Source organism: Maribrevibacterium harenarium (genome assembly GCF_006385675.1).
Lineage (GTDB): Bacteria > Pseudomonadota > Gammaproteobacteria > Pseudomonadales > Marinomonadaceae > Marinomonas > Marinomonas harenarium.
The window spans coordinates 54,570-79,919 of record NZ_VFRR01000017.1; the positions used below are offsets into that span (position 1 = coordinate 54,570).

Here is a 25,350-nt window from a genome sequence, read left to right on the forward strand (position 1 = left end):
GAGGGTAGGTAAATGGCACGAGATTACGATGCGATCATTGTTGGCGCAGGCATGGTAGGGGCGTTATCTGCGGTTCTACTGGCACGTCAGGGTATGTCAGTGGCATTAATTGATCGTCATGATGGACGTTATGCGTTATCGGTGCCGCCTGCCTATGATGCTCGTGTCAGTGCCATTTCCCGTCATTCTCAGCAGCTACTCAGCGAGGCCGGAGCTTGGCAGCGCATTGATAGTACACGGTTGGCCGCTTATCAGAAGATGCGTGTTTGGGATGGCTTGGGTCAAGGTGAAGTCGATTTTGATTGTGCGCAAACGGCGCTGCCAGACCTCGGTCACCTAGTTGAGAATAACGTGCTCTGCCAGGGCCTCATGGATGCGGTTCAGGACACCCGTGGTGTCGATTTGTTTCTTAGCGATATGGTGACGGAGCAACAGCGAGTCAATGGTAGAGTAGAAGTTACCCTAGCGTCCGATCGCCAACTAAGCGGGCAGGTGCTGATCGCAGCCGATGGGGCCCGCTCGCAAATGCGTGATCAATTTGGTTTTAATATGGTGGAATGGGATTATGGCCACCATGCTATCGTCACCACAGTGCAAGTCGATCGTTCCCATCAGGATACCGCATGGCAGGCGTTTGGTGACGAAGGTATTTTGGCGTTTTTACCACTGCCCTCGGTTAATGATGAGCATTTCATTTCAATTGTATGGTCAGTGCCTCCAATGGAAGCTGAAGCCTTAATGGCGTTATCCGATGAGGCATTTTGTCAGCGTTTAACCTACGCCATCAGCGAACGCTTCAACGCCATGTGTTTGACTGTGCCGCGGCAAGCCATCCCGTTGCGTCAGCGACATGCCAAGCAATATATCCAAGAAAATGTCGTTTTGATCGGCGATGCGGCTCATACCATCCATCCGCTTGCGGGTCAGGGGGCGAACCTAGGTTTTGGTGATGTTGGGGACTTGGTGGCCATTCTGACAAAGGCCTTTAAACGAGGAGAAGACTTAGGTTCTATGATGGTACTGCGTCGTTATCAAAGAGCGCGCATTATTGAAAATGTGTTGATGTCAGCATCCATGGAAACCTTCAAACGAGTCTTTACTACCACCCAGCCAGCCATTGTGCAATTGCGCAATACTGCGATGAAGCTGGCACAGTCGTCGGCATTTATTCGTAATAAACTGGTTGCCCATGCCAGCGGTATAAAATAACCGTCAGAACTTTTACGGCATTTCTTAGGAACAACAAACGGCTGGATGTGGATGTTGTTTGATTAGTGTGAACAAGAATGTGAAATAGTCTCAAATAGGAAGCTATTTGATTTGCAAAGAAGAATGCTTTTCATTTATTATTTTTCACAGTATCAATAAGTTCACACTGTTAGTGTCTCCATGGGGTTGTTCATGACTAATTATAAAATCAACAGTATCCAGTCTGTCGCTAAAAGTTTACTAGGCTTGTCCGTGGTGGCAGGAAGTATGGTATCGCTTTCTGCCCAAGCAGCTGGCGAAGTAAATATTTACTCCGCACGTCAAGAAGCGCTGATTCAGCCAGCATTAGACGCGTTTGGTAAAGCAAATGATGTGACGGTTAACCTTATTACGGGGAGTGCGGATGCCCTGTTGCGTCGTCTACAAGTCGAAGGTGATGCCAGCCCAGCGGATCTGTTTATTACTGTCGATGCAGGCAATTTATTCCGTGCCAAAGATGCAGGTGTGTTGCAGCCTTTTTCGACACCTCTGTTAGATGAAGTGATTCCAGCCAATCTAAAAGATCGTGATGGTTACTGGTACGGTTTGTCGCAACGTGCGCGGGTGATTTTCTATAATCCAGACAAGGTTTCCCCGACAGAGTTATCTACCTACGAAGATTTGGTGGACGAAAAATGGCGCGGTCGTATTTGTATCCGCTCCTCTTCAAACATTTACAACCAGTCATTGGTTGCTTCTATGATCGAGGCGAATGGCGAAGCGGCAACTTTAGATTGGATAAAAGGTATCGTTGCTAACTTTGCCCGTAATCCTGCGGGTGGTGATACCGATCAGTTAAAAGCAGTAGCCGCTGGTGTATGTGACATAGCTATAGCGAACACTTATTACTACGGTCGTTTAGGTCAAAGTGATGACCCTGAATTGCGTGCTGTTTACGAGAAAGTGGCGTTGTTTTGGCCGAACCAAGGTGAAAATGACCGTGGTGCTCACGTAAACGTCAGTGGTATCGGTTTGACGGCATCCGCTAGTAATGTGGATAATGCTAAGAAATTGGTTGAGTTTCTAACTAACCCTGAAAGCCAAGCTTGGTACGCGGATGTCAATAACGAGTACCCAGTAGTTGAGGGTATTGCAGCCCCTGCAAGCCTACAGCCATTTGGCGAGTTCCAGGCGGACTCCATGTCATTGAGTGTGTTGGGTGACAACAACCGTTTAGCTGTTGAATTGATGGATCGTGGTGGTTGGAAATAAATAAATCGTTATCGAGTGACGGGGGAGCGATAAACCGGCGTCCCCGCTTACAACAAAGCTCTCTACTTAAAACCAGCGCGATGTTTGTCGCGCTGGTTTTGTTGTTGCCGGTCGTTGTAATTGTTGCCAATATTTTCATTGGCGGGGCTGGTGTTTGGCAGCATCTTTATGAAACGGTTCTAGCTGACTATATCACCAACTCCTTACTACTTATGATAGGCGTCACTGCGGGTGTATTAGCGATGGGGGTGCCCGCCGCTTGGTTAACCAGCCATTGTCAGTTTCCCGGTAAGCGCCTATTTAGTTGGGCGCTGTTGTTGCCCCTAGCTATGCCCGCCTACATCATTGCCTACACCTATACCGGATTATTAGACTTTGCTGGTCCAGTTCAGACAGCCATTCGTGACCTGACTGGGTGGGGCTACGGAGATTATTGGTTTTTCGAAGTTCGATCGCTGGGCGGCGCTTTCGTAATGTTGGCCTTGGTGCTGTATCCCTATGTCTATCTCATGGCTCGCGCAGCCTTTCTAGGGCAATCGGCGAATACCTTGGAAGTGGCGCGTACGTTAGGTTACTCCCCCCTAGAGACCTTTTGGAAGCTCGCGTTACCTGTTGCTCGTCCGGCGATAGTCGCCGGTGCTACCCTAGCGATGATGGAAACGTTAGCTGACTACGGAACGGTCCAGTATTTTGGGGTATCGACTTTTACCACTGGGATTATGCGAACCTTCTATGGTTTTGGTGATCTCACCGCTGCTTCTCAGTTGGCAGGCGTGTTGCTGCTGTTTGTAGCAGTTCTTATTTTCACTGAACGTTACTCTCGTAGAAAAATTGCCTATCATGCCTCTGGCCTGCGTAAAGCGGCGCAACGTCAAATTCAATTGGGTGGAGTTTGGGCTGGAGCCGCTTTTATCGCCTGTTTGATCCCGGTGTTATTTGGCTTTTTGATCCCTGCAACGGTGCTCGCTTATTGGGCGTTATTTGAAGCTCAGGTGATTGGTTGGGACTTCGTAGGATTAGCGTGGAATTCGTTCTATCTTGCAGGGCTGGCAGCCATTATTGCGGTTGGCTTGGCGTTAGTCCTCTCTTATGCGCGACGTACCTTTGCCCAAGATAAAGGCGTTGCTATGGCCACTGCCTCCTCTGGGCTGGGATATGCTTTACCAGGAACCATTATTGCGATCGGTGTGATTGTACCGCTCGCTTGGATGGACCATCAGATTATCGCGTGGTTAAAGTCTTGGTTTGGTATTAAATCGGGCCTAATTCTCTCCGGTACTATCACCGCATTATTGTTTGCCTATACCGTGCGTTTTATGGCGGTCTCATTGGGCTCGGTGCAAAGTGGCTTAGGCAAAATAAAACCTAGCATGGATATGGCGGGGCGCTCATTGGGTTGTTCTTCGGTGCAGGTGCTGCGTCGCATTCATATCCCCCTGCTCAAAGGATCAGTATTAACTGCGTTGCTGATTGTATTTGTTGATGTATTGAAAGAACTCCCGGCCACACTGATTTTACGTCCCTTTAACTTTAATACCTTAGCTGTAAAAGCGTTCGAATTGGCATCCGATGAACGTTTGGTCGATGCTGCTCCCGCGTCGCTGATGATAGTGTTGGTCGGATTATTGCCGGTGATTTTATTGAGCCGCTCTATTTCTGCTACCGCGAAATTGTAAACGGAACATAACTATGACAGAACAATCTCCCGTGGTTCAAAACTCGCTAGAACTCAACGATGTCGCACTCGGTTATCAAGGCATGTCCGTTATCGAAGGAGTGAACTTCACTTTACAGGAAGGGAAAATCGGCTGCCTATTGGGCCCCAGTGGTTGTGGCAAATCTACTCTATTGCGCGCCATCGCAGGGTTTGAGCCTCTGATGCAGGGAAGTATTAAGCTTTCAGGAGTGCAGATTGCCGACACTACGGTTCAGTTGGCTCCAGAGAAGCGTCAGATCGGTATGGTGTTTCAGGATATAGCCCTGTTTCCTCATTTGAGTATCGGTGACAATATCGGTTTTGGTCTGCGCCATTGGTCTAAAGCAGCGCGTCGTGAGCGTATTGCCCACTTATTGAAAGTGGTTGGGCTTGAAGGGTATGAAGGGCGTTATCCTCAGTCTTTGTCAGGTGGTCAGCAGCAGCGTATAGCCCTAGCTCGCGCTATTGCCCCTAAGCCAAAGTTATTGCTAATGGATGAGCCGTTCTCTGGGTTGGACGCCAAATTACGCGAAACTTTGGTTCCTGAAATTCGTCAGATTTTGCTGCAGGAACAAGTGAGTGCGTTGTTAGTCAGTCACGATCAAGCGGAAGCCTTTGCCATGGCAGATATCGTCGCGGTGCTGGCGTCTGGTGAGGTGCAGCAGATTGGTACACCCTATGCAATTTACCATGAGCCGGCGACGCGTTTTGTAGCAAGCTTTATCGGGCAAGGGGATTTCCTACCAGCCCAGGTGTGTAGCTCTCACTGTGTACATTCTGCCCTAGGAGAAATTAAAGGGATCGATGAGCATGGCTTTGCACCAGACACGAAAGTGGATCTGCTAGTTCGGCCAGAGGACATTCGCTACGACGAACATAGCTCGTTCAAGGGCAAGGTGGTGAGCAAATGGTTTCGAGGGGCTCACTTCCTTTATCGCGTTGAATTAGCGGATGGCAAAGTGGTGTATTGCTATACTTCATCCCATCAAGACCTAGCGATTGGACAAGAGATGGGGATTCGCGTAGAGCTGGATCACTTAGTGCTATTTCCCCGAGTCTGAGCAGTAGTAGCTGGTTTGTCAGGGTGTTGGTGCTAAAGCGCACCGATACCCTGTTCACGACAGCAATCAACAATCCCTTCAAAATCGTATTCGGTTAGCTCCAAGTGCTCCAAAGCGAAGTGACCGATTTTATCCCACTCGTGATCATGGTTGCATTTACCAATGTAACGGTGAGTCGCGCTGATATGCTCTGCCATCTTGAGAATAGACATGAAGGTCAGGTGCTTAACATCCCCCGCAATGCGCTCTTGAAAGAGTCGTTCCGCCCGATGATGGTGGGCAATAACATAACAACAGGTACGAGGTAGCGCCCAAGATTTGGCTAAATAATAGCCGACTACCGAGTGGTTAGTGCGAAATGCTTGGTTTTCGATATCTGTGAGAGAGAAATCGTCTGTGCTGTAACCTTGCTCAAGGATTTCCCGGTAGCCTTTAAAGCGCTTCATCATTAGCGGAATGCCGGCGTTATGGAACAGCCCTAATGCATAACACTCATCTTGATATTTGAACCCAATTTGCTTGGCGATGCTGGAGCTGACTGCGGCCACATCCATGGCGTTATCCCAGAACTGATGCAGCTCTTCGATGGCGCTATCAGACAGTTCACTTTTAACCGACAAACCATTGACGATATTCGCAATACTGTGGATGCCAAGCATCATTACTGCTTGTTGTATGGAAGTGATCTTGCGGGCTAGGCCATAGTAAGCTGAGTTTACAAATTTTAACACGGCGGCTGACAAGCCAACGTCTTGAGAAATGATCTGAGCAATACGGTTCATGTCCGGCTCGGGCATGGCTTGCTCCATGTGCAGATCCACCATCACCTGAGGTTGTGGCGGGATCGTGATTCCCTGTAATACCCGTTTTACCTGTTCTTCAGTCAGTTCTGTAGACATATTTACAACCTACGCTTGTGAAATCCGTAATTGACTTAGCATTAACCCTAGTGGAGCTCTATAATAACGCGAATAATTGTATCTGGGTGATGAAATTGAGTGTAATTAGGTTAAAAGGTCAGTGTGATCGTCGCATCAAAGCTGGCCACCAATGGATTTATAGCAACGAAATTAATACCGACGCGACCCCGCTGAAACAGTTCCATGCTGGGGATCAGGTTATTGTGGAAAGCGCCAATGGTAAACCATTAGGTGTGGCGACAATCAACCCAGCAACACTGATCTGTGCTCGTCTGATTAGCCGTTCAGTGGATGTGTTGTTAAACAAATCTACCTTGGTGCATCGACTCAAAATTGCCTTGTCCCTACGGGAAGGCTTTTATCCAGCACCTTACTATCGCCTAGTATTTGGTGATGCGGATGGGTTGTCTGGTCTGGTTGTCGATCGCTTTGGTGATATCTTGGTGGTACAGATTTCTACCGCTGGTATGGAGCGAGTCAAGTCAGAAATCGTAGAAGCCCTACAAGAAGTCGTGCGTCCAGTTGCGATTCTAATGAAAAATGACGGTAAGATGCGTGATGTAGAGGGCTTAGACAGTTACGTAGAAGAAGCCTTTGGTCATGTGCCAGAAGTTGTTTATCTGCAAGAGAACGATGTATTGTTCCAAGCTCCAGTTTGGTATGGGCAAAAAACCGGTTGGTTTTACGATCACCGGGAAAACCGTAAAACCATGCAAACCTTCTGTTCAGGTAAGCGTGTTCTTGATGTGTTTTCTTATGTGGGTGGATGGGGCGTACAGGCCGCAGCGGCAGGTGCGACCGATGTGACCTTTATTGATGCTTCCCAAGCAGCCCTTGATCATGTTGATGCTAACCTAGCGTTGAACCAGTTCGAAGGCAATGCCAACTTGATGCACGGCGATGCCTTCGAAGCGATGAGTTCATTGATCGAGGAAAAACAACGCTTCGATGTGGTGATTATGGACCCACCAGCTTTCATCGCCCGTCGTAAAGATATCAAGGCGGGTGAAGGGGCTTACCATCGCGCTAATCAGTTGGCGATGCGTTTGGTTGCCAAAGGTGGTGTGCTGGTTTCCGGGTCGTGTTCCATGCATCTAGAGACCAACCGTCTACACGATATTATTCGTAGTAATTCGCGCCAGTTAGAGCGTTTTTCCCAGTTAATTTATCGGGGTACCCAAGCCCCTGATCACCCGGTACATCCAGCGATTCCGGAAACAGAGTACCTAAAAGCCTTGTTTTATCGAGTGCATAATAATATGGGGTTATAATCGAGCAAATTGGAGCAACCACATGAAAGCGTTGTGTAGCTTAATTCTTGGTGGAGCAGTTGTACTGTCTAGTGGTTGCGCGACAGCGCCGCAACCAGTGGCAAATGCCAGTTACGTGGATCTGAAGGGAATCAGTGATCAGCATGGCAATTCGTTTGCTTTTGCCGAGCAAATGCAGACATTGATTTTTGTCCGTGATATGGATGCGAAAGATCTTGTAGATGAGAGCTTAAGCAATGTGAATCGCCAATGTCTGAAGGTTGGTCAGGTCGTTTACTTGGCGGATATCAGCGGTATGCCAAGCCTAATCGCTAACTTTATTGCCATACCTAAAATGCGGGACTATGACTATCCTATCTGGTTGGATACCGAGGGTGACGTATCAGCCTCGTTGGCAGCAAGGGAGGATCAGGTGACGCTTTTCGCGGTTTCGCAGGGTGACTTTACGAACACTGAGTTTGTAGCTACAGAAACTCAGTTAACTGAGAAGTTGCAGGCACTTTGTGGTGTGAACTAATACCGTAAAATTGGAAGTAGCTCCATCGCCTACCAGAGGGGATGGGGCTACTTATATAGCCTATTAGACTTGAGTATCCCGTAGGGATATATGTGGCCAGCCACGCTCTTTGGCGATCTCGGTGAGCACGGAGTCAGCATCGACGGCAATGGGGTGATCAACGATTTCTAGTAGTGGCAAATCGTTACGGGAGTCACTGTAAAAATAACTGCCTTCTAAACTGTAGCCGGTTTGTTCCAGCCAAGCGTTTAGTCTGGTTACTTTACCATCCTGGAAGCTGGGAATGCCTACCACTTTCCCGGTGTAGCGCTCCCCGTCCATTTCTGGAATGGGGGCAATAATGTCATCGAAGCCTAACTTAGCAGCGATGGGGCCGGTAACGAACTGGTTGGTCGCGGTGATCATTAGCAAGTAATGACCTTGGCTGCGGTGGTGTTGGAGTAGCTTGTGAGCCTCTTGTTGCATCATGGGCTTCACTTTCTGCTCCATGAACTCACTATGCAGTGCTTCATATTCTGCTTTGCTGAATTGGGTGAGTGGCGCCAGACTAAAGGCTAGATATTCATGAATATCCAGATTCCCCGCTTGGTATTGAGCAAAAAAGCGATCGTTCGCCTCTTTATAGACAGCAACGTCTACTAGCCCTTTATCCACCAAAAATTGTCCCCACGCGTAGTCGCTGTCCCCGTTCAGCAAGGTGCCATCTAAGTCAAATATCGCAAGAGTCACACTGTTTACCTTATCCACATCGAAAGTGGGTTTAGTATACCCACAGGTACAACAAATAACATCAGGCCGAATTGTGTGGAACCGGGAATTGTGGAACAATGAAATCAATTTATTCTTAAGTTATAAGGTGATAGCTCGTGATTGATGCAGACGGATATAGACCGAATGTGGGCATCATACTGATGAACGAGCGTGGCCAACTACTTTGGGCGAGGCGTGTTGGGCAGAATGCTTGGCAATTCCCGCAAGGTGGTATCAAGTCCAATGAGACTCCTGAAGAAGCACTTTATCGGGAGTTAAAAGAAGAAATTGGCCTTGATCCCCATCAGGTCGAAATTCTTGGTAAAACCCGAGGCTGGTTACGCTATCGATTGCCTAAGCGCATGCTACGTCACAACAGCAAGCCCTTATGTATCGGTCAAAAACAAAAATGGTTTTTATTGTCCATCCGTTGCGCCGACGCTTGTGTCTGTGTCGATGGTGGAGATTGCCCAGAGTTTGATGGTTGGCGTTGGGTCAGCTACTGGTATCCACTAGGTCAAGTGGTCGCTTTTAAAAAGGATGTCTATCGGCGCGCTTTGAAAGAGTTGATACCTAATGCCCACCGTTGGTTGAGTCGCACGCAAAAATGCAAGTAAGCGTGCTTGAGTAGTAACAGATAAGGAACCCTATGCTAAGTTTATTGCGCCGCATTACTCAGGAGGTTACGGCTGCCCAGTCGTTGCCCGCTGCTCTGGATATCATTGTACGTCGTGTGCGACGTGCCATGCGTTCAGAGGTATGCTCTATTTACTTAGTGGATCCGAAAACACAAGAATATGTGTTGATGGCGACCCGGGGTTTGAACTCTGATGGTGCGGGCAAACTTAGCCTCAAAGCTGACGAAGGTTTGGTGAGCTTGGTTGGCCGCCGAGCAGAGCCAGTCAACCTTGAAGATGCCCACGCCCACCCTGCGTTCCATTACCTGTCTGGTTCTGGCGAGGAACGCTTCCAGTCTTTCCTTGGCGTGCCGATTATTCATCATCGCCAAGTGCTAGGGGTGTTAGTTGTTCAACACGAGGAAAAAAGGCGCTTCGATGAAGGTGAAGAAGCCTTCCTGATTACTCTTTCTGCTCAGCTTGCAGGGGTTATTGCTCATGCGGAAGCCACTGGTGCGTTCGCAACGTTGGCTGATAACAATACCCGTTCTTCAGTAACTGATTTGCGTTACAAAGGTGTTCCCGGCAGTTCTGGTGTAGCCATTGGTAAAGGGGTGGTGTTTTTTCCTCCGGCTGACTTAGATGCTATTCCCGATCGTCCAACCAATGATGTGGATGGGGAAATAGAGGCCTTCAATGATGCCCTCAATGCGGTACGCTGTGATATTCGTCGTGCCGGTAGCCGTCTCAGTCAGCATCTAAGCGCTGACGAAAAAGCCTTGTTTGATGTGTATCTGAAAATCCTTGACGATAATGCTCTTGCAGGGGAAATCGAAAAACGTATTAAAGATGGGAATTGGGCGGCAGGGGCATTACGGCAGGTTATTAAGCTACATGTATCCCATTTTGACCAAATGGATGATCCCTATCTACGGGAGCGAGCGACCGATATTCGTGACCTAGGGCGTCGCATTCTGTCCCATTTACAGGAAAAAAATCAGGATTTATCCAATCGCTTTGATGAGCCCGGGATTTTAGTGGGGGAAGAACTCACCGCTTCAATGTTGGGTGAAGTGCCTTTGGATAAAATCAAAGGCTTGGTGTCGGTGATGGGGTCAAGTAACTCCCACGTGGCGATTTTAGCCCGAGCTATGGGGATCCCTACCGTTATGGGGGTTGTGGATGCCCCTTTTGCCAAGCTCGATAACGTGGATATGATCGTTGACGGCTATGCTGGAAATGTTTACACCTATCCATCGACGCCGCTATTGGAAAGCTATCAGCAAATCGTCGACGAAGAAAAAGCACTCGAAGAAGAGTTCCAAACCCTAAAGGATCTGCCCTGTGAAACCCTAGATGGGGCTAGGATTCGCTTGTTTGTGAATACTGGCCTGAGTGCAGATATTAATCGCAGTTTGGACCGTGGTGCCGAGGGTATTGGTTTGTACCGTACCGAAGTGCCTTTTATGGTGCGTGACCGTTTCCCCACCGAAGCAGATCAAGAACTCATTTATCGACAGCAATTGGAAGGTTTTTACCCCGCTCCAGTAACCATGCGTACCTTGGATATTGGCGGTGATAAAGCGTTGCCCTATTTCCCCATTAAGGAGGAAAACCCCTTCTTGGGATGGCGCGGGATCCGCGTTACTTTGGATCACCTCGAAATTTTTATGGCCCAGATTCGGGCGATGATTAAAGCCAGCGCTGGTTTGCACAATCTGAAAATCATGTTGCCGATGATCTCCAATGTGGCTGAAGTGGAAGATGCTTTAGCTCTTATCCGTCGTGCCTATGCCGAGTTAAAAGAGGAAAGCTATGATGTCGTGATGCCTCAAGTCGGCGTTATGATTGAAGTGCCGGCGGCAGTATATCAGGCGAAAGAACTAGCGCGGCTGGTGGACTTTATGTCGGTGGGTAGTAATGACCTGACCCAGTATCTATTGGCGGTAGATCGGAACAACTCCCGTGTTGCGGATTTGTATCACTCGTTCCACCCGGCCGTGTTGCGTGCATTACAAAACATCGTCGATAGCGTCAAAGACGAAGGCGTGAAGCTAAGTGTTTGTGGTGAAATGGCGGGTGATCCGATGGGAGCTATTCTAATCATGGCCATGGGTTATGACACCTTGTCGATGAGCTCTACCAGTTTACCCAAAGTGAAAGCAGTATTGCGCAATATTACCATGGAGCAAGCACGCTTTATGCTACATCAAGTATTACCATTGGCTCACGCCGATGCGGTTAAACAGACGATGGTGCAACTTATGCGTGAAGCCGATGTGGAGCGTTTGGTGCGCCCCTCCAAAAGTGCAGAACTAGGTTAATTTACTCATGATCTCATACCCAAATATCGATCCAGTAGCCATCGCTATCGGGCCCATTTCCATCCACTGGTATGGTCTGATGTACCTGATCGGTTTTGTTTCTGCCTATTATCTTGGGTTGTATCGAGCCAAACGTTCCAACGGCTTATGGACCCAAGAAATGGTCAGCGATATGATTTTCTACGGGGCTGTCGGGGTAATACTTGGCGGCAGAACGGGTTATATCCTGTTCTATCAGTTTAGCAGTTTTATTGATAATCCACTGGTGCTATTCCGTATTTGGGAAGGAGGGATGTCTTTTCATGGCGGACTCTTGGGCGTTGTAGTGGCCATGCTGTTTTTTGCGAAAAAGTATAACAAGCATTTGGTCGATGTGACGGACTTTGGTGCACCGTTTGTCCCCATCGGCTTAGGTACCGGCCGCATTGGTAATTTTATCGGTGGCGAGTTATGGGGACGACCAACGGATGTGTCTTGGGCGATGATCTTCCCGGGAGACTACCTACAGCTTCCTCGCCATCCTTCTCAGTTGTACCAGTTCGCCTTAGAGGGCGTCGCTTTATTTTTGATTTTGTGGTTTTTCTCGCAAAAGGCTAAGCCTCGTTACTGCGTGTCGGGCTTGTTTTTGATGTGCTACGGCATCTTCCGTATTCTTGTGGAATTTTTCCGTGAACCGGACGCTCATATCGGCTATCTCGCGTTTGGTTGGCTTACTCAGGGGCAATTACTGTCCCTGCCGATGGTGCTGTTAGGGGCCGGGCTAGTTGTCTTGGGGTACCGCTTGCAGCGTTTTCCCAAGGCGTAAGGTGCGGTAATCTCGTTGAGATCTAAAAAAGGGCGTTGAGTATCTCAACGCCCTTTTTGTTTATACCGAAAAGGGGTAGGCGATGGGCTCATGGTACTGATAACCCTCTACACTGAAGTCGTCCAGAGTTACCCAGGTTTCCAAGTCTTCTAAGGAGCGAATATCCGGATTGATATGAAATGTGGGAGCGGGGAAGGGTTCCCGTTTAAGTTGCACGTCTCGCATCAATTCCAGCTGATCTTCGTAAATATGAGCATTCACGATCTTGTGGTAGGCCTTGCCCGGTTTGTTGCCAGTAATTTGCGCCATAATCGCTAACAAAAAGTAAACCTGCACCATATTGAAATTTAGCCCCAGCGGTACATCACAGCTGCGTTGGGTGCTGTTGAGATACAGGGTATCGCCTAATAGGCTAAAGTGATGGCTGTACATACATGGTCGCAGACAAGCCATATGGAAAGCGCCAGGGTGGTAGAAGGTAAGGATCTCGCCACGATTGTCTTTTTTTGCACTCAAATCATCGACGATTTGGCGCAATAGGTCGATGGTGCCACCATCGGGTTTCGGGAAGTTGCGACCGATAGCGCCATAACAAAGGCCCATATCATCCACTCCCTTGCGATAGGGGTTGTTTAGCCAGGCTTCATTATCATTGGCGTTAGCATCCCAGGTTTTCGTACCTAGGGCGCGGAAATCCGCAGCGTTGTCATAGCCCCGTAAGTACCCCAGCATTTCGGCAACCGCTGACTTCCAGTAGCTCTTACGGGTGGTCACCAAGGGAAACTCACCATTACCCACATCGTAGGTTAGGTCGGCATTGATTAGGGTAAGGCAACGCTTGCCAGTGCGTTCATTTGCAACCCACTGGCCTTCATCAATAATGCGCTGGCTAAGATCAAGGTATTGTTTCATGCAATCTGTTCCGCACTCGGTATAATGGACGGCAAATTATAACAGACTCCGGCGGCCTTAGAACGGCTGTTGTTGAGCAACTAGTTACGAAGAATTGAGGAAACCCTATGCTGTCGCTGATCGTCGCTATGTCTAGTAACCGAGTTATCGGGATCAATAACGCTCTGCCGTGGCATTTGCCCAATGACTTAAAGTATTTCAAGCAAGTTACTATGGGTAAACCCATTATCATGGGACGCAATACGTTTGAGTCCATCGGTAGACCGCTGCCAGGACGTCGCAATATCGTGATTTCTCGTAACCCGGAATATGCCCCAGTGGGTGTTGATGTGGTGAATACCCTAGAAGCGGCGATTCAGCTGGGTGAAGATATTTGTCTGGTGGATGGTCATGAAGAAGTGATGGTGATTGGTGGTGCTCAAATATATGGACAAGCATTACCTCGGGCTGATCGCCTCTATATTACCCATGTGGATGCGGAAGTGAATGGCGACGCCTTTTTCCCAGAAGTCGACTGGAACGCGTTCGAGAAACGCGGTGAGGAGTGCTTCTCTGCAGAAGGCCCCAATCCCTATGACTACCGCTTTGCTATTTACGAGCGGGCTTAACCCATGTGGCAGCAGCGAGAAATACAGTTAAAGCCACGTTCCCGCGGTTTTCATCTCATTTCTAGCGAAATCGATGCGGCCGTGCAGCAGTTTGCTCCAGTGAAAATGGGTCTGTTGCACCTACAGCTGCTACATACTTCAGCCTCACTTACCTTGAATGAAAACGCGGACCCTTTGGTGCGTAGTGATATGGAAGCGCATCTTTGCCATATGGTGCCAGAAAATCAACCCTACTATCGCCACACTTACGAAGGTGCTGATGATATGCCAGCTCATATCAAGGCTAGCCTGTTTGGTACGAGCTTGACCCTACCGATCCGGGATGGGCGATTATACTTGGGGACTTGGCAAGGGATTTATTTAGGAGAGCACCGGGACCATGGCGGTTCCCGGCGGATCTTGTTAACCCTTAACGGTGAATGATTCACGTCAGTGAAAAATAGAGATACCAATGCCGTTGGCGCGGCCTTGTTCTACGGCCGCGTTGGCGCTTTGTGCTAGTTCGTCAACGGTTTCGCCATCTTCTGGGAAGGTGGCCAAACCAACACAAAAGTTCGCTTGATGGGCATCGCCATAGGCTAAAACTTTTTGCTCTTCCTCGCTGGGTTTGAGGGCTTTTTCTAGAAGCTTCTGGGCATCTTTGAGGCTGGTATTGGGTAATAGCAGCAACAGTTTATCCTGGGCTACCCGAGCTAAAATATCGGCTTCACGAATTTTTTTGTAGAAGTAACGGGCCGATGAGTGAATCGCATTATTACGGCGCTCTAATGGCATCTCAGCCAAAAGCCCACGGGCATCCAAATCGATTTTCGCCATGGTCAGCGGTGTATATTGGCGTTTCGCCAGACCAATTTGCTTAGCAAAGTGAGTAATAGCCGCGCCACGATTCAATAAGCCAGTTAGTTCGTCGAAGGTGGCTTGGCTACGTAAATGTTCTTCTAGGGCTTTCTGGTGGCTGATGTTCTCGACAAAGCCAATCACTTTCGTGATAGCACCGTCAGTGTCGTGACTGAAAGTGCGTCCCCGCTCTCTCACCCAAATGTATTCATCATTGGCACGACGAATGCGATACTCTGCTTCGTAGTAGGTCTGGCGATGTTCCACGTGCTCATTGACGGTACGGACAAACTTTTCCACATCATCTTTATGAATCATGGCATGCCACTGCTTAGAATTGTGCGGAGTATTTTCAATGCCGCATCCGAGTAACGTAGCGATGGAAGGGGAACAGGAGATACGATTTTCGCGAATATCCCACAACCATAAACCAGCAGATGACTCGGTTAATGCAAATTTCAGTAAGGTGTTTTCCGCGATACTCAAGTCCATATGCTCGGTTGAGGTGATGTAGGCAAGCAAATGCTGCTTGTCTAAGGCACGCACGCTGACTTCACTGGCAACGGCTTGAGTGCCAATGTGTAGCGCTAAAGAAAGTTGCTCCAGCGTTTTGGCTCGGGCGGCTGAGTGTATATTAAGAAGCTCGCCGCAGTCCTCACTGTTGAGTAATTGCTGCCACTGTTGTACGGGTTGTTCGCCGAGGTTACGGAATAAGAGTTCAAAGCGCTCGTTCATTGCCGTGATAGCACCGCTTTGAATATCGACAACGAATGCAGGCGTCGGCATCAGGTAGAATGCTTGTGCAAATACGGTATTCATCCTATTTTCCTCAACAAATAAACAGAGTTACTCTGGAGTAATCCAACGCAGCTGATAATGCGCATCCTGATCTTCTGCCAATAGCTTAGTCAGAAACGGCATAAATGCTTGAGCTTCTTTTTCCATGGTCCAAGGTGGATTGACGACAATCATACCACTTCCGGCCATGCCGCGGTTCTTTTCCGTATCACGAATATTGAGTTCCAGTAGCAGTATATTACGAATTTTGGTGGATTCGACTGCTTTAAGCAAATCGTCGGCTTGTTTGCGTGAGAGCACCGGATACCAGATGGCGTAGGTACCCTGGGAGAAACGGGAAACACCTTGTTCCAGTGTTTTTACTACCGTTTGGTAGTCTTTCTTCACTTCATAAGGGGGATCCATGAGCACAAACCCCCGTTTTTGTGGAGGGGGTAGCATGGCTTTTACGGCAGCAAAGCCATCACCTTTTTCCACGTTAGCTCGACGCTTATTTGGAAATAGTGCCGCTAATAGCGGATAGTCATTGGGATGTAATTCACACAGATGTAATTTGTCTTTCTGACGCACATAGGCGTCGACTACCTTGGGGCTGCCGGGGTAGAGCCTAAGCTGACCATCTGGGTTTAGCTCATTCACGATATCTAAATAGCGTTGTACTGCTTCTGGTACGTCAGGGCAGTTCATTAGCTTAGCAATACCACTATCGAATTCTCGGTTCAGTTGGGCTTGATCCGAGGACAGCTCATACAAACCAATACCCGCATGGGTATCAAGATAGAAGAACGGGTTGTCTTTTTTGACTAAGTGGTGGCAGATCTCGCTGACGACGATGTGTTTCAGAATGTCGGCGTGATTGCCTGCATGATAGATATGTCGGTAGCTGAGCATAACGATTCCTAGAAGATTAAAAAAGCCGCACCCGATTACGGAGTGCGGCTGGTATGTCTACCTGCTATGGTATCTGGATCAGTCTAATTGATCCAGATCGCGCACTGCACCTTTGTCGGCGCTAGTCGCAAAGTGAGCGTACACTTTCAATGCCGGAGACACTTTACGTGGACGTTCTTTCGCTGGTTTCCACGCATCGGCACCTTTAGCTTCCATTGCGGCGCGACGGGCGGCTAACTCTTCATCCGATAGCAGTACGTTGATTGAACGATTCGGAATGTCAATCAAGATACGATCACCATTTTCCACTAGGCCGATAGCACCACCCGCTGCTGCTTCTGGTGATACGTGACCAATTGATAAACCAGAAGTACCGCCGGAGAAACGACCATCGGTCAGTAGGGCACAGGCTTTGCCTAGCCCTTTGGACTTGATGTAGGACGTTGGGTACAACATTTCTTGCATGCCTGGGCCGCCACGTGGACCTTCGTAGCGTACGATCACCACATCGCCTGCTTCAACCTTGTCGTCGAGGATATTTTTAACGGCTTCATCCTGAGATTCAGTGACGTGTGCTTTACCTTCAAACACGAGGATCGACTCATCAACACCGGCGCTTTTCACCACACAGCCATCTTCGGCAATATTACCGTACAGTACCGCTAAGCCACCTTCTAAAGAGAAGGCATTCTCTAGGGAACGGATACAGCCATTGGCACGGTCACCGTCTAATGTTGGCCAGCGGGTTGCTTGGCTGAAGGCGACCTGAGTCGGGATGCCAGCAGGACCAGCTTTGTAGAACTCCACCACTTCAGGAGTAGGAGACTCCATGATGTCCCACTTTTTCAACCCGTCTAAAAGTGTATCTGAGTGTACTGTGTGAACTTGATTATGTAGGATTCCCGCACGGTTCAGCTCGCCCAGTAGGCCAAAAATACCACCGGCACGGTGCACGTCTTCGATATGGTATTTCTGCGTATTTGGGGCAACTTTACATAGCTGTGGTACCTTGCGAGATAGACGGTCGATATCCTGCATGGTGAAATCCACGCCAGCTTCCCGGGCAATCGCTAATAAGTGTAGGATGGTGTTGGTAGAACCACCCATGGCAATATCAAGTGTCATGGCGTTTTCAAACGCTTCGAAGGAAGCGATGGCGCGTGGCAACCAGCGTTCTTCATCGTTTTCGTAGTAGCGTTTAGTAATCTCTACAATACGACGTCCAGCTTCTAGGAACAGCTCTTTGCGGTCCGCATGGGTGGCTAGAACAGTACCGTTACCCGGCAAACTCAAGCCTAATGCTTCCGTCAAACAGTTCATGGAGTTCGCGGTAAACATACCAGAGCAAGAACCACAAGTTGGGCAGGCTGAACGCTCGATTTCGGCTACTACTTCGTCAGAAACACTGGAGTCGGCGGCGATAACCATGGCATCGACCAAATCCAGTTTATGCTCAGACAATTTGGTTTTGCCGGCTTCCATTGGACCACCGGAAACGAAAATAACGGGAATGTTGAGACGCATGGCCGCCATTAACATCCCTGGGGTGATTTTGTCACAGTTGGAAATACACACTAGGGCATCAGCACAATGGGCATTAACCATATATTCAACCGAGTCTGCGATTAGGTCACGGGAAGGTAAGCTGTAAAGCATACCGTCGTGGCCCATGGCGATACCATCGTCGACCGCGATTGTGTTGAATTCTTTGGCAACGCCGCCTGCTGCTTCAATTTCGCGCGCGACCAATTGTCCCATATCTTTTAGATGTACGTGACCTGGAACAAACTGGGTAAAAGAGTTGGCAACCGCGATAATCGGCTTATGAAAGTCTTCGTCTTTCATGCCGGTTGCACGCCATAGCGCACGTGCGCCTGCCATGTTACGACCTGCAGTAGAGGTCTTGGAACGATATTCTGGCATTTCTATCCCCACAACAATTATTTTGCTTTGTTTATCGAAGCATGTTACCAAGATTATTCCTGTCGCCCAATGTATATTTGGCAATATACTGTGACCAGAATTAGTATAAATACGCTTGTTCTCAAGTAAGCTAATAACAAGCGTCGATAAAAAGGTTTGAATCAATGAACACCCGCAATGTTGTGATTGCGCGTCAGCCCATCGTTGATAACTCGTTAGCAACATTCGCTTATGAGTTGCTCTACCGAAGGGAGGTAACCGAACTAGAAGCTAACGTTATCGACCCTGTGGGAGCGACGGCTCAAGTGGTGTCATCTTGTTTGATGGACATTGGCTTGCACAATTTAATTGGTAGCGGCAAAGCCTTTATCAATTTTCCACGCAGCTACTTAGTGAACCCCAGCGGTGTCCCATTGCCGCGCGAACATACCGTTATTGAAGTGTTAGAAGGTGCTGGTTTTGATGCGGTATTGCTGGCCGCACTCCGGCGTTGGGTGAAAGCTGGCTTTGTCTTAGCACTGGATGATTTTGTGTTTGAGCCTAAGCTGACCCCATTTGTAGAGTTGGCGACCTATGTAAAACTCGATATTCAAGCCATGTCACAGGAAGCATTTTGTGAACAGGTCGAGATGCTGAAACCATTTGGCGTGAAGATCATTGCCGAGAAAATTGAAACCTGGGAAGAGTTTCATTTCGCCCGCGTATTGGATATTGATTTCTACCAAGGCTACTTCTTTGAGCGTCCGGAATCTGTCAGTGGTAAAGCATCGAAAGTGAACCACATGACGCTGTTGCAGTTGATGGCGTCATTGTTGCGGGCTGACGATATATCCGTGGTCGAGCTGGAAAAAATAGTTTGTCAGGATGTTGGTTTAGTTCACAAGCTATTACGTTACCTCAATTCCCCAATTACCGGCCTAGTCGCCGCCGTCGACTCGGTGCGCTTGGCTATCATGCTGATCGGTGTTGAGCGTTTGAAGTCATTGACTAATTTGCTGTTAATGTCGGAGATGACCTCGGATCGGGAGGTATTGCTAGAGCAAATACTGGTTCGCGCGAAGCACGCCGAACTCTTTGCCAAGGCGCGGGGATATGCCAGTGAGGATAGATACTTCCTTGCTGGTATGTTGTCGATGATAGATGTGGTGATGGGAGCGAATCTTGACGAAGTTTTAGCTGAGTTGCCTCTGCCCAATGATTTTATTGACGCCATTATCGGGCGCACTGGACGAGTTGGGCAGGTTCTCGACTTGGTAGAAGACTACGAAAAACATCGTGTGATCAGCAACGTCAATGATTCGGAAACCCTAACCGTTGCTTATGTTGATGCGGTGAAATGGGCGCGTGAATTTACCCAATCTATTTAGGCTGTAGTCCTTTTCTTACATGGCTGTGGGATTTGTATGAATATTCTGTCAAGCCACTAGAAATTCCTCGGTATTTTTATCTAACCTTTTGAATTATATGTATAAAATTCTGATTTTTCATTTTTTTTGAAATTTTGCAAAGGCGCGAACTTTGGTTATAGTTGACTCATCCAAACGGAAACAAGGATGAATGGCTTAGGACAAGCTGATGCTAGGAAAGCATTACGGACATAGGATGCTTAGGAAGAGAAACAACAGGATGTTGCGACTAGGACAGTCATTTCACTATGGACCAGTGTCAAGCCAAGGTAGGTTGGATCGCAAGGAGGATGGGACAGGAGTCCTGACTCATTGATGAGTTGCTACTACGGACGGTGGCAAAAAAACGGGCAGCCTAGGCTGCCCTTCTTTTTGCCTGCAATAAAGCGCTAACTTAGCGCTCTAAATGCTCAAGCTTGTCTTCCACTCCATCCCACTGTGCCGCATCTGGCAAAGCATCCTTCTTCTCGGTGATATTTGGCCAAATCAACGCCAATTCACGGTTTAGCTCTACAAACACGTCTTGACCGTCCGGAAGTTCATCCTCGGAGAAGATTGCACCAGCAGGGCACTCTGGCTCACATAGGGCGCAATCAATACACTCGTCAGGGTTAATTGCTAGGAAGTTAGGGCCTTCATAGAAACAGTCTACAGGGCAAACCTCAACACAGTCTGTGTACTTACAGCGGATACAGTTGTCAGTTACGATGAAAGCCATCAGCTTTTTCCTCAAAATAGTCGTTGATATAGGGCTATTTTAGAGGTTATAGGATCAGTGCGGCAAGGGCGAAGCCCTTGTCCCACTAAACTTATCTGTCATTAGCTTATAGATTTTGCGTTTTGTTGAAGTTTTGCTAATAGGTTTAAGGCTTCAAGAGGCGTTAAGTTGTTGATGTCTGTGTCTATCAACGCGTCAACGACTGGATGCGTGGCAGGTGTCAGAAACATATCCCCTTGAATTGGTTCAGGTGCTTTGACCGAGCGTTGCTTCGTTGGCTCATGTGAAACCAAGGAGCTTGCATTGTTCTTATCCCCTTGTTCTAGTTGCTGTAGCTTGGCTTTTGCTGCTACTACCACTGACCTAGGTACCCCCGCCAATTGTGCTACCTGCAGACCATAGGATTGGCTAGCGGGTCCTTCGTGAACTTGATGCATAAAGACAATATCGTCTTCGTATTCGGTGGCGGATAAGTGTACATTGGCTGCCGTAGGTAGGCTGTCTGCTAGGGCAGTGAGTTCAAAATAATGGGTGGCAAATAGCACGTAGGCTTTGGTTTGAGTGGCTAATTGTTCAACGGCTGCCCACGCTAGAGAAAGTCCATCAAAAGTACTGGTGCCGCGTCCAACCTCGTCCATCAGCACTAAGCTGTGACGGGTAGCGTTATTTAAAATATTGGCGGTTTCCGTCATTTCCACCATAAAAGTGGAGCGCCCACCTGCCAGATCATCGGACGATCCCATACGGGTAAAAATGCGATCGACCACCGAGATAGAAGCCGCTTCGGCGGGGACAAAAGAGCCTGTGTGGGCTAACAAGGTAATCAGCGCAACTTGGCGCATATAGGTAGATTTACCCCCCATATTTGGGCCGGTAATCATCAATAAACTACGGTTCTGGTTGAGCTTCAAATCGTTCGGGATAAAGGGATCTGAAATCACAGCTTCGACGACCGGATGACGACCACCAATAATGTCAATCCCGCCTCTTTCATGCATTTCTGGGCGACAAAAATGCAAGCGCTCCGCCCGTTCCGCAAAGCATCCCAACACATCTAACTCAGCGATAGCTTGGCTGCTCGTTTGTAGCGACGGTAAGTGACTATTGAGAGTGTCTAGCAGTTCCTCATAGAGCTGTTTTTCCCGCGCCAAGGCTTTTGATTTAGCGCTCAGTGCCTTGTCTTCAAAGGTTTTAAGTTCTGGCGTAATAAAACGCTCGGCATTTTTCAGAGTCTGGCGTCGCACATATTCTACCGGTACTTGGTCTGAATGTAGGCGGCTAATCTCAATGTAGTAACCGTGCACCCGGTTATAGCCTACTTTTAACGAGCTAATGCCGGTTTTTTCCTTTTCCCGCGTTTCCAAATCGGCCAAATAGTCAGTGGCATTGGTGGATAAATTGATTAGTTCATCCAGTTCTGCATCATAGCCTTGCGCGAAGACGCCGCCATCACGAATGACGGAAGGGGGATTTTCAACCAGTGCCTGGGCTAATTCAGCGGCTAAGCTTGGTAGTTCCTGGATACGCTGGTAAAGATTGCTTAAACGACTGCTTTTATAAGGAAGTAATAGCTCCCTAACTAAAGGAAAAGCTTCTAGTGCAATGCGTAATCTTAATAGATCCCGAGGACGGGCTGAGCGCAATGCTACTCGAGATAAGATGCGTTCAAGATCGCCGACTTGTTTTAGTTGAGTCGCCAGCGAGCTGATATCGAAACCGGCCAAAAGCTCCGCAACAGCTTCTTGACGGGATTGGATTTCATTTAAATTACGTGTTGGTGCGTGTAGCCAGCGCTTCAGCAACCTTGACCCCATTGCTGTGGCAGCTGTGTCTAGCACACTGGCTAAGGTATTTAATTGGGTGCCGGCAAGATTTTGATCAATCTCTAGATTGCGACGGGTGGCACTATCGATCAGTACGGTCTCGTCTCTTTGTTCGACACTAATCGATTGAATATGGGGCAGTGCCGAGCGTTGGGTATCTTTGGCGTACTGCAATAGCGCACCGGCGGCAGCGATGGCGGCGGTCAAGTTTTCACAACCAAAGCCCACTAAGTCCTTGGTATTGAACTGCTGTATTAACTGCCGATAGCTGGATTCAAAATCAAAATGCCAAGGCCCAAGTTCACTCACGCCTTTTGTTAAGGTGATCGCTTCTCGCTCGGGAAAATCTTCTGAAAGCAATATTTCTTTTGGCGCGAGACGTGCCAGTTCGGATTGTAGGTTACTCGTGCCGTCTACCTCGAATAGACAAAAGCGCCCGCTTGCCATATCCAAATAAGCGAAGCCAAACACGTCGATGCCCTTCCTTAATGTGTGAGCAAGGGCGACTAGTAGGTTTTCTTGTTTCTCTTCTAAGAAGGCTTCATCACTGATGGTGCCTGGGGTAACAATACGCGAGACTTGGCGCTCAACGGGGCCTTTGCTCGTGGCAGGGTCGCCTACTTGTTCGGCAATGACAACAGATTCTCCCATGCGAACCAAACGAGCAATATAGTTTTCTGCCGCATGAAACGGGATGCCCGCCATAGGGATTGGTTTGCCGCCCGAATGCCCCCGTGCTGTTAAGGTGATGTCCAATAGCTGAGCCGCACGTTTTGCATCGTCATAAAACAACTCATAGAAATCCCCCATCCGGTAAAACAGTAGCTGATTGGGATGCTGTGATTTCAGGCCAAAATATTGACGCATCATCGGGGTATGGTTGTCTGATTGAGTCATGATTCCTCAGCTCGGTTGCGGTTCGAAAAAGAGACGGTATTCTAAGGCAATCACTTACGAGAATTAAGAGGATAAAAATGCAAGTTTCACAAACTGTTGAAGCCTTAGTGCAGCAAGTTGCGGAGACGCTAGGGCAGCGTGAATGGCAACTTATCACGGCAGAATCTTGTACTGGCGGATTAATTGGTGCCATGTGTACCGATTTACCGGGTAGCTCGGCTTGGTTTTATGGCGGTGTGACCTGCTATGCCAACGAAGTTAAACAGCGTGTGTTAAACGTTACCGGCAGTACCTTAATGGAATTTGGGGCGGTCAGTGAAGAAACCGTCACACAAATGTGCGCTGGCGCACTCACTATTGGTGGGGATATTGCTGTAGCTGTCAGCGGTGTGGCAGGGCCTGACGGCGGTACAGCTGAAAAGCCGGTGGGTTGTGTTTACATCGGTTGGCAAGTGCGCGGCAAAGCGGCGGAAGTGGTCAGATATCAATTTGACGGTGATCGTGATGCCGTTCGGTTGGCAGCAGTCACTGAAGCCCTGACGGGTATCGTATCGCGCAGCAAATAAAAATCTGTTTATTTATACAGTATTTTTCTTGAGATCGCTGTGAAAACCAGTTAGAGTTATTTCCATACTTTTTTATCTAATACCTGAAAATGACAAGGGCATAGATTATGGCAAATACTGCAGATAACCGTAAGAAAGCGCTGGATGCGGCGCTGGCACAAATTGAGCGCCAATTTGGTAAAGGCGCCATTATGAAAATGGGAGAAGGTGCCAAACTGGACATCGAAACGGTTTCCACTGGCTCATTGGGACTTGATATTGCCTTGGGTGCAGGTGGTCTACCCTACGGCCGTATCTGTGAAATCTATGGTCCTGAATCTTCCGGTAAAACGACTTTAACTTTGAGTGTTATCGCCGAAGCACAAAAGCAAGGTAAGAATTGTGCGTTTATCGATGCGGAGCACGCATTAGACCCGATTTATGCTCAGAAATTGGGGGTGGATCTTGGTGAACTCATCGTGTCTCAGCCAGATACCGGTGAACAAGCCTTAGAGATTTGTGACAGCCTTGTGCGTTCGAATGCGGTGGACGTGATTATCGTCGACTCGGTGGCGGCACTAGTACCGAAGTCAGAGATCGAAGGGGAAATGGGTGATTCCTCTGTTGGTGTTCAGGCGCGTTTGTTATCCCAAGCAATGCGTAAACTGACAGGCTCTATTAAGCATGCAAATTGTTTGGTGATTTTTATTAACCAGATTCGTATGAAGATCGGGGTTATGTTTGGTTCCCCAGAGACCACTACAGGTGGTAACGCCCTGAAATTTTACAGCTCGGTACGTTTGGACATCCGCCGGATTGGTTCAGTTAAGCAAGGCGATGAGGTCATCGGTAACGAGACTCGCGTGAAAGTGGTGAAAAATAAGATTGCGCCTCCGTTTAAACAAGCTGAATTCCAGATCATGTACGGTAGTGGTATTTACCGTATGGGTGAGATTATTGATCTGGGTGTGAAGCAGGGGTTCATTGACAAAGCTGGGGCTTGGTATGCCTACGGCGGCAACAAAATTGGTCAAGGTAAAGCAAACGCTGCCCAGTACTTATCTGATAATCCTAGTATTGCGGCAGAAATCGAGGCTAAGATTCGTGCTGAGCTGTTATCCTCTCCTGCTCCTAAGGGTGCGCCAGTCGATACAGAAAGTGAGCAAGACCAAGAAACAGAAGAGCTAGACTTCTAGCAGTCGCTCTATCCATATAAAAGAGTCGCTAAGCTAGTTTAGCGACTCTTTTTTTTGCCCTCAATTTGAGTGGAAGTTGATTTCAGATCTGGAGTATCGCAGGCAAGCACACTATTCTTAAGTGACAGAACAAGGAGATAAGAGCTTACTATCATGACTTTTTTTACTGGGCTCATTGCATTTTTTGTAGTGGCGCTGCTGATATTGGTGGTGGCTATTTGGTTTTATCGCAAGTCTTCATCAACACCAAATGGTGAAGCGGAAACGATGGATGAAGATAAATGCGTATTCCGGTGATTGCGATCGCTCGTTTCGGTCTATTCCGATCAGCTGATCCTGCCGTTTTTCTCTCGTCTTATTTTTACTCTAAGTGAT

23 protein-coding genes are annotated in these 25,350 nt (G+C 48.3%); 15 read left to right on the forward strand and 8 right to left on the reverse strand.

Going from position 1 to position 25,350, the window contains the following annotated elements:
- Positions 1-12: 12 nt before the first annotated feature.
- From FJM67_RS10125 to FJM67_RS10140, 4 genes are all read left to right on the forward strand, one after another.
- Positions 13-1,209 (forward strand): UbiH/UbiF/VisC/COQ6 family ubiquinone biosynthesis hydroxylase, encoded by a 1,197-nt coding sequence (locus FJM67_RS10125; protein ID WP_140588969.1) that lies wholly within the window; start codon positions 13-15, stop codon positions 1,207-1,209.
- Between the two features lie 192 nt (positions 1,210-1,401).
- Positions 1,402-2,460, forward strand: coding sequence for a Fe(3+) ABC transporter substrate-binding protein (locus FJM67_RS10130; protein WP_140588971.1), 1,059 nt, complete (start codon positions 1,402-1,404; stop codon positions 2,458-2,460).
- Between the two features lie 80 nt (positions 2,461-2,540).
- Complete coding sequence (locus FJM67_RS10135) at positions 2,541-4,136, forward strand: ABC transporter permease (RefSeq protein WP_140589007.1); 1,596 nt, start codon at positions 2,541-2,543, stop codon at positions 4,134-4,136.
- Between the two features lie 13 nt (positions 4,137-4,149).
- Complete coding sequence (locus tag FJM67_RS10140; protein ID WP_140588973.1) at positions 4,150-5,217, forward strand: ABC transporter ATP-binding protein; 1,068 nt, start codon at positions 4,150-4,152, stop codon at positions 5,215-5,217.
- A gap of 32 nt (positions 5,218-5,249) precedes the next feature.
- Here the strand turns inward: FJM67_RS10140 and FJM67_RS10145 are convergent, their stop codons facing one another.
- Complete coding sequence (locus FJM67_RS10145) at positions 5,250-6,116, reverse strand: HDOD domain-containing protein (protein ID WP_140588975.1); 867 nt, start codon at positions 6,114-6,116, stop codon at positions 5,250-5,252.
- An 89-nt stretch (positions 6,117-6,205) separates the two neighbouring features.
- Here FJM67_RS10145 and FJM67_RS10150 point away from each other — a divergent pair, with 89 nt between their 5' ends.
- Together FJM67_RS10150 and FJM67_RS10155 are read left to right on the forward strand one after the other, a co-directional pair.
- Complete coding sequence (locus FJM67_RS10150; RefSeq protein ID WP_181161472.1) at positions 6,206-7,408, forward strand: class I SAM-dependent rRNA methyltransferase; 1,203 nt, start codon at positions 6,206-6,208, stop codon at positions 7,406-7,408.
- A gap of 22 nt (positions 7,409-7,430) precedes the next feature.
- A complete protein-coding gene (locus FJM67_RS10155) occupies positions 7,431-7,925 on the forward strand; it encodes a hypothetical protein (protein WP_140588978.1) in 495 nt (164 codons plus the stop codon).
- 63 nt (positions 7,926-7,988) lie between these two features.
- On the opposite strand, the gene FJM67_RS10160 is transcribed toward FJM67_RS10155, so the two are convergent.
- On the reverse strand, positions 7,989-8,654 hold the full coding sequence (locus tag FJM67_RS10160; protein WP_140588980.1) for a histidinol-phosphatase: 666 nt from the start codon (positions 8,652-8,654) through the stop codon (positions 7,989-7,991).
- A gap of 137 nt (positions 8,655-8,791) precedes the next feature.
- On the opposite strand from FJM67_RS10160, the gene FJM67_RS10165 reads away from it, so the two are divergent.
- Genes FJM67_RS10165 through lgt form a run of 3 tightly spaced genes read left to right on the forward strand, consistent with a single transcriptional unit; the run spans position 8,792 to position 12,421 of the window.
- Positions 8,792-9,292, forward strand: coding sequence for an RNA pyrophosphohydrolase (locus FJM67_RS10165; protein WP_140588981.1), 501 nt, complete (start codon positions 8,792-8,794; stop codon positions 9,290-9,292).
- A gap of 32 nt (positions 9,293-9,324) precedes the next feature.
- A complete protein-coding gene (gene ptsP, locus FJM67_RS10170) occupies positions 9,325-11,616 on the forward strand; it encodes a phosphoenolpyruvate--protein phosphotransferase (RefSeq protein ID WP_140588983.1) in 2,292 nt (763 codons plus the stop codon).
- 7 nt (positions 11,617-11,623) lie between these two features.
- Entirely contained in the window at positions 11,624-12,421 is a 798-nt protein-coding gene (gene lgt / locus FJM67_RS10175) for a prolipoprotein diacylglyceryl transferase (protein ID WP_140588985.1), read from the forward strand.
- Positions 12,422-12,481: 60 nt separating this feature from the next.
- On the opposite strand, the gene FJM67_RS10180 is transcribed toward lgt, so the two are convergent.
- Positions 12,482-13,333 carry a thymidylate synthase gene (locus tag FJM67_RS10180; protein WP_140588986.1) on the reverse strand — a complete coding sequence of 284 codons (852 nt, stop codon included), beginning with the start codon at positions 13,331-13,333 and terminating at the stop codon, positions 12,482-12,484.
- Between the two features lie 107 nt (positions 13,334-13,440).
- On the opposite strand from FJM67_RS10180, the gene folA reads away from it, so the two are divergent.
- Together folA and FJM67_RS10190 are read left to right on the forward strand one after the other, a co-directional pair.
- On the forward strand, positions 13,441-13,941 hold the full coding sequence (folA, locus tag FJM67_RS10185) for a type 3 dihydrofolate reductase (protein ID WP_140588988.1): 501 nt from the start codon (positions 13,441-13,443) through the stop codon (positions 13,939-13,941).
- Positions 13,942-13,944: 3 nt separating this feature from the next.
- On the forward strand, positions 13,945-14,364 hold the full coding sequence (locus FJM67_RS10190) for a secondary thiamine-phosphate synthase enzyme YjbQ (RefSeq protein WP_140588990.1): 420 nt from the start codon (positions 13,945-13,947) through the stop codon (positions 14,362-14,364).
- Between the two features lie 6 nt (positions 14,365-14,370).
- Here the strand turns inward: FJM67_RS10190 and FJM67_RS10195 are convergent, their stop codons facing one another.
- The 3 genes from FJM67_RS10195 to ilvD all read right to left on the reverse strand — a co-directional run bounded on the left by FJM67_RS10195 (position 14,371) and on the right by ilvD (position 18,390).
- Positions 14,371-15,597 (reverse strand): sensor domain-containing diguanylate cyclase, encoded by a 1,227-nt coding sequence (locus FJM67_RS10195; protein WP_140588992.1) that lies wholly within the window; start codon positions 15,595-15,597, stop codon positions 14,371-14,373.
- Between the two features lie 27 nt (positions 15,598-15,624).
- Positions 15,625-16,467, reverse strand: coding sequence for a 23S rRNA (adenine(2030)-N(6))-methyltransferase RlmJ (locus FJM67_RS10200; RefSeq protein ID WP_140588994.1), 843 nt, complete (start codon positions 16,465-16,467; stop codon positions 15,625-15,627).
- A 78-nt stretch (positions 16,468-16,545) separates the two neighbouring features.
- Positions 16,546-18,390, reverse strand: coding sequence for a dihydroxy-acid dehydratase (gene ilvD / locus FJM67_RS10205; protein WP_140588996.1), 1,845 nt, complete (start codon positions 18,388-18,390; stop codon positions 16,546-16,548).
- A 164-nt stretch (positions 18,391-18,554) separates the two neighbouring features.
- Between ilvD and FJM67_RS10210 the strand changes: the two genes are divergently transcribed.
- The gene (locus FJM67_RS10210) at positions 18,555-19,757 is read left to right on the forward strand and encodes an EAL and HDOD domain-containing protein (RefSeq protein ID WP_140588998.1); all 1,203 of its coding nucleotides are present in this window, start codon (positions 18,555-18,557) and stop codon (positions 19,755-19,757) included.
- 433 nt (positions 19,758-20,190) lie between these two features.
- Here FJM67_RS10210 and fdxA read toward each other — a convergent pair whose 3' ends face one another.
- Both fdxA and mutS read right to left on the reverse strand, forming a co-directional pair.
- Positions 20,191-20,514, reverse strand: coding sequence for a ferredoxin FdxA (gene fdxA / locus FJM67_RS10215; RefSeq protein WP_140589000.1), 324 nt, complete (start codon positions 20,512-20,514; stop codon positions 20,191-20,193).
- A gap of 101 nt (positions 20,515-20,615) precedes the next feature.
- On the reverse strand, positions 20,616-23,234 hold the full coding sequence (gene mutS / locus FJM67_RS10220) for a DNA mismatch repair protein MutS (protein WP_140589002.1): 2,619 nt from the start codon (positions 23,232-23,234) through the stop codon (positions 20,616-20,618).
- A 77-nt stretch (positions 23,235-23,311) separates the two neighbouring features.
- On the opposite strand from mutS, the gene FJM67_RS10225 reads away from it, so the two are divergent.
- The 3 genes from FJM67_RS10225 (at position 23,312) to FJM67_RS17520 (ending at position 25,272) form a co-directional block, all read left to right on the forward strand.
- Entirely contained in the window at positions 23,312-23,800 is a 489-nt protein-coding gene (locus FJM67_RS10225; protein ID WP_140589004.1) for a CinA family protein, read from the forward strand.
- Positions 23,801-23,907: 107 nt separating this feature from the next.
- Positions 23,908-24,975, forward strand: coding sequence for a recombinase RecA (recA, locus tag FJM67_RS10230; RefSeq protein WP_140589005.1), 1,068 nt, complete (start codon positions 23,908-23,910; stop codon positions 24,973-24,975).
- A 153-nt stretch (positions 24,976-25,128) separates the two neighbouring features.
- The gene (locus tag FJM67_RS17520) at positions 25,129-25,272 is read left to right on the forward strand and encodes a hypothetical protein (protein WP_181161473.1); all 144 of its coding nucleotides are present in this window, start codon (positions 25,129-25,131) and stop codon (positions 25,270-25,272) included.
- Positions 25,273-25,350: the final 78 nt, after the last annotated feature.

Excerpts from the sequence above, each read along its gene's own strand:
- FJM67_RS10125 (WP_140588969.1), top strand. The coding sequence starts at position 13 with ATGGCACGAGATTACGATGCGATCATTGTTGGCGCAGGCATGGTAGGG.
- FJM67_RS10130 (WP_140588971.1), top strand. The coding sequence starts at position 1,402 with ATGACTAATTATAAAATCAACAGTATCCAGTCTGTCGCTAAAAGTTTA.
- FJM67_RS10135 (WP_140589007.1), top strand. The coding sequence starts at position 2,541 with ATGTTTGTCGCGCTGGTTTTGTTGTTGCCGGTCGTTGTAATTGTTGCC.
- FJM67_RS10140 (WP_140588973.1), top strand. The coding sequence starts at position 4,150 with ATGACAGAACAATCTCCCGTGGTTCAAAACTCGCTAGAACTCAACGAT.
- FJM67_RS10145 (WP_140588975.1), bottom strand. The coding sequence starts at position 6,116 with ATGTCTACAGAACTGACTGAAGAACAGGTAAAACGGGTATTACAGGGA.
- FJM67_RS10150 (WP_181161472.1), top strand. The coding sequence starts at position 6,206 with ATGAAATTGAGTGTAATTAGGTTAAAAGGTCAGTGTGATCGTCGCATC.
- FJM67_RS10155 (WP_140588978.1), top strand. The coding sequence starts at position 7,431 with ATGAAAGCGTTGTGTAGCTTAATTCTTGGTGGAGCAGTTGTACTGTCT.
- ptsP (WP_140588983.1), top strand. The coding sequence starts at position 9,325 with ATGCTAAGTTTATTGCGCCGCATTACTCAGGAGGTTACGGCTGCCCAG.
- lgt (WP_140588985.1), top strand. The coding sequence starts at position 11,624 with ATGATCTCATACCCAAATATCGATCCAGTAGCCATCGCTATCGGGCCC.
- FJM67_RS10180 (WP_140588986.1), bottom strand. The coding sequence starts at position 13,333 with ATGAAACAATACCTTGATCTTAGCCAGCGCATTATTGATGAAGGCCAG.
- folA (WP_140588988.1), top strand. The coding sequence starts at position 13,441 with ATGCTGTCGCTGATCGTCGCTATGTCTAGTAACCGAGTTATCGGGATC.
- FJM67_RS10190 (WP_140588990.1), top strand. The coding sequence starts at position 13,945 with ATGTGGCAGCAGCGAGAAATACAGTTAAAGCCACGTTCCCGCGGTTTT.
- FJM67_RS10195 (WP_140588992.1), bottom strand. The coding sequence starts at position 15,597 with ATGAATACCGTATTTGCACAAGCATTCTACCTGATGCCGACGCCTGCA.
- FJM67_RS10200 (WP_140588994.1), bottom strand. The coding sequence starts at position 16,467 with ATGCTCAGCTACCGACATATCTATCATGCAGGCAATCACGCCGACATT.
- ilvD (WP_140588996.1), bottom strand. The coding sequence starts at position 18,390 with ATGCCAGAATATCGTTCCAAGACCTCTACTGCAGGTCGTAACATGGCA.
- FJM67_RS10210 (WP_140588998.1), top strand. The coding sequence starts at position 18,555 with ATGAACACCCGCAATGTTGTGATTGCGCGTCAGCCCATCGTTGATAAC.
- fdxA (WP_140589000.1), bottom strand. The coding sequence starts at position 20,514 with ATGGCTTTCATCGTAACTGACAACTGTATCCGCTGTAAGTACACAGAC.
- mutS (WP_140589002.1), bottom strand. The coding sequence starts at position 23,234 with ATGACTCAATCAGACAACCATACCCCGATGATGCGTCAATATTTTGGC.
- FJM67_RS10225 (WP_140589004.1), top strand. The coding sequence starts at position 23,312 with ATGCAAGTTTCACAAACTGTTGAAGCCTTAGTGCAGCAAGTTGCGGAG.
- recA (WP_140589005.1), top strand. The coding sequence starts at position 23,908 with ATGGCAAATACTGCAGATAACCGTAAGAAAGCGCTGGATGCGGCGCTG.
- FJM67_RS17520 (WP_181161473.1), top strand. The coding sequence starts at position 25,129 with ATGACTTTTTTTACTGGGCTCATTGCATTTTTTGTAGTGGCGCTGCTG.